This is a genomic window from Streptomyces sp. NPDC006510 (assembly GCF_040611955.1).
GTDB lineage: Bacteria > Actinomycetota > Actinomycetes > Streptomycetales > Streptomycetaceae > Streptomyces.
Genome location: NZ_JBEXPH010000379.1, coordinates 1 through 3375, shown reverse-complemented (window position 1 = coordinate 3375; position 3375 = coordinate 1). Strand labels below are relative to the sequence as shown.

Below are 3375 nucleotides of genomic sequence, written 5' to 3'. Positions count from 1 at the left end.
GCGGGAGCCGGCAAGGCCGGAGCCGTCGCGAAGGTACTCTCCGTCGCCGGCAAGGCCGGCAAGGTCATCGACCCCATGACCTACATCGCCAAGGGCGCAGGCGCCGGCCTGTCGAAGATCGGCGACATCACCAAGGGCCTCAAGGGCATCACCAACATCGAGATCCCCAAACTCCCCGACGACGCCATCACCCTGCCCGAGGGCTCCATCAAACTCCCCGACGGCACCGTCCATCTCCCCGAAGGCGCAGCAATCCCCGACGGCGGAGTCAAACTCCCCGACGGGAACGTCAAGTTCCCCGACGACGTCCCCCTCCTGCCCGAGAACACCACCAAACTCCCCACCCACACCGACGTCCCCGTCCAGTACTTCGACCGCGACGGCAACCTCCTCGACGAACACGGCGACACCGTCCAACACGTCAAGGACGCACCCACCGAGCCCTCCCCTCACCTCCCTGACATGGAGAACACGCTCAGAGAACCCGCGCTGGTCGGTGCGGGCACCCACACGGCAACCGATGTCGGTCACATGGGTGACGACGCTTTCGGAGGGACCACCCACCCTGCCGACCACCCGTCCGGCAGCGGAACGGGACACGGCGGGGACACCCCGCCCCACCCCGGGGAATCACCGGGTGGGCCGGCCCACCCGCACGAGGGTGGCTCCTCGGAGCCCGAGCACACCCCGGACAACGGGCCGGACGAACCGCATGCCCACGATTCGGACGGTCACCAGCCTTCGCACGACGTACCTGCGGCCGATCACCACCCCACACCTGACGCCGGCGACGGGCGCCATTCCCCGGACCACGACGCCGATATGGGCACCCGTCGCGACTACGAGGCCCGGGTTTCACCGGAATCCAGGATTCCGGCAGAGCCCAAGGAACCCGGCGATCTGATTCTGGACACCGGCGACCCCGTCTACTTCGGAGACGGGCGAACAGCCGTGGGCTACGACAGGAGCACGAGGGTCAACTTCGACCTGGTCGAGCCGCTCCCGGGGTACCACGACGTGGTTGTACACGGAAACAACCAGGGCTTCTTCGAACCCGGGCGAGTGAACGAGGCCGGATCGTCCTTCTCCGCCGGTGACACTCACCCCACACACATCGCGGATGCCATACGGGCCAACCCGAGCTACGACGGAGGCCCGGTGCGGCTGGTGTCGTGCCATACGGGAACGACAGCAGAAGGCGCGCTGGACATCCCCGCCGCCCAGGCCGTCGCCAATGAACTCGGAGTCCCTGTGATGGCCCCGACGAACAAGGTCGGCGTGAACACCAAGCTCGGTCCCAACCAGATTCCGAAGATCTTTGGTGGAGGATACTGGCGAACATTCCTTCCCATGGCCCGCTAGCAGAGGATCACCCATGCAGATCGCCGATTTCTTCCAGGAACTCTGGGCACCCTCGTTCGGAACTCCGAGAGGAAGTGTGCGGGACTTCCTTGCGCCGAACCCTTACGAAGACGCCAAGCAGATCACCGAGTATCTGCTCGGAGGCCACGAGGTCTTCAGCGTCATGGGCTCCTCCGAAGACGTGCTCGGCTCCGGCAGGACCGTACTCGGTGGCGACTCGATCTTCTCCGACGGAGAGTGGCTCTGGAGGGGAGACCTCTGGTTCTACGTCTGGACACACCACGTAGAACTCCCCGAGGAATTCCTCGCACGGATCAGGGAGCACGACTATCTGGTGCCCGCCGAGAACGAAGCCCAAATGGTGGAGGTCGCCAAGTACGTCGACGCGAATCTCTGACCGGTCCGGCCGGGCCGGGCCGATCGGTCTCATCGGCCCGGGGGCGGGTTTTCGAGTGAGCAGCGAATCGTCACGGGCCGTCCTCGGGCGGCTGTGGGCCATCGCCTGGGACGACCTGGAGCCGGCGTTCACCCACGGGCGCTCGCGCGTCCTGCTGATGCGCGAGCACATGCGCCGTGCGGCTCTGTGGGCCCATGCCTGCGGCGCCGAGGGCGACTGGCCCTTCTTCGACGTCACTCAATACATCGACAAGGAGTTCCGGCTCCCACCCGCACTTGCCAGAGAGCAGGACGTGCGCCGGGAGCCGACGGACCTGCTCCGGCTCTCCGACGAGAAGGGGACTGATGTCGTCTACGCACAGACCGGCGACATCGAAGCAGCTGGGCTCATTCGGTCGGCCGTCCTGGGGGCCTCCCGCCCCTGACGCGTCGCGGCCCGACATGACGCGAATCAAGACGGCGCTCGCCCACGGTTTGGCCGGCGTCGATGATTCTGTGGACGATATTGCCAGGTGGCTGAAAGCGAAGGGGCTGGACCTGAAGTGACTGACGACCGTCCACGTCCGGTACTCGAACGGCTGCGTGCCATCGACTGGAGCGACGACTCCGCGGCGTACGAGCACGCGAATTCGCGTGCTCTGCTGATGCGTGAATATCTGCGCCGTGCGGCTCGATGGGCCCAGGCGTACGGCGCTGAGGAGTCGTGGCCGTTCTTCGACATCGCGGAGCACGTCGCACCCGAGGTCCGGACGCCGTCCGATATCGCCGCCGAACTGGAAGAGGTGCTCACCGGCCTGGCTCCGTCCTCGCTCAAGAAGACGTGCCGGGGCGCCGTTCGGTGGGCTGTGCTGCGGGATGCCGGAGGTGAGTTGTCCCGAGATCTTCCGGATGATCCCTATGAACCACTCCTGCTCATGTACGAACGCGGCGGGGGTTACTTCGTCGAGGAGTTCATCGACCTCAATGGCGCGATGCTGCGGCTCGGGACGGTGGAGAGCAGCCTCTCGGCCCGCCCCTTCCTCACGCTCGCCCCCGCGACTCTCGACGCCCTGGACGCCGAGGGCGAGATCACGTACTACGCGAAGATCGGCGAAGGCTGTCCGCGAAGCAGCCCACGCGGCATCGTCCGGCGCCGGGTCGACGACGGCCGGACGCATGACGAGGCGTTCACGCGCAACCTCCGCTGGGAACCGACCGAATACCTCAGACTGTACGAACTCGGCCACAACGAGATCGATCACGTCGAGATCACCGAGGTCGAAGCCGCCGCGTTCATCGAACTCGCGGTCGTGTGCACGACGTGAAGATCGGCCGGAGATCCTCGGGAGCCCCGTCGTGCCGGGAGGGCTCCCGTTCTCCATGCTCCGGTCAAGTGCTCCATTTCCGCACCTCATTGCCGGTGCCGCGCTTCGATGACCATGTCACAGCCTGTCCACAGCCCTGAGGTCTTCGATTGCTTCAGCCTCCCGGAGTTGATAGGCATGGTCAGCACATTTGTTTGCTCAGGCGTGGCAGGGGGATTGAATGAAGTTCGACATGGGGGCGCAGGTTCTGACGAATCTGTCGTCGAAGTCGCGTGGGTCGAGTGATGATCTGGGCACGTTGATCCGTCAGTTG

Annotated in this window: 3 protein-coding genes and 1 pseudogene; all 4 read left to right on the top strand. The window is 65.5% G+C overall.

What is annotated here, in order from left to right; translation table 11 throughout:
* Positions 1-1362 (top strand): annotated as a pseudogene (locus ABZY11_RS43595) (hypothetical protein); the annotation flags it as partial.
* 13 nt (positions 1363-1375) lie between these two features.
* On the top strand, positions 1376-1759 hold the full coding sequence (locus ABZY11_RS43590; protein WP_356484484.1) for a hypothetical protein: 384 nt from the start codon (positions 1376-1378) through the stop codon (positions 1757-1759).
* Between the two features lie 55 nt (positions 1760-1814).
* The gene (locus ABZY11_RS43585; RefSeq protein ID WP_356484483.1) at positions 1815-2183 is read left to right on the top strand and encodes a hypothetical protein; all 369 of its coding nucleotides are present in this window, start codon (positions 1815-1817) and stop codon (positions 2181-2183) included.
* A gap of 117 nt (positions 2184-2300) precedes the next feature.
* Positions 2301-3062 (top strand): hypothetical protein, encoded by a 762-nt coding sequence (locus ABZY11_RS43580; protein WP_356484482.1) that lies wholly within the window; start codon positions 2301-2303, stop codon positions 3060-3062.
* The last annotated feature ends 313 nt before the right edge of the window (positions 3063-3375 follow it).

What these genes read in the sequence shown, in the direction of transcription:
- ABZY11_RS43590 (WP_356484484.1), top strand. Translation starts at nt 1,376, where the DNA reads ATGCAGATCGCCGATTTCTTCCAGGAACTCTGGGCACCCTCGTTCGGA.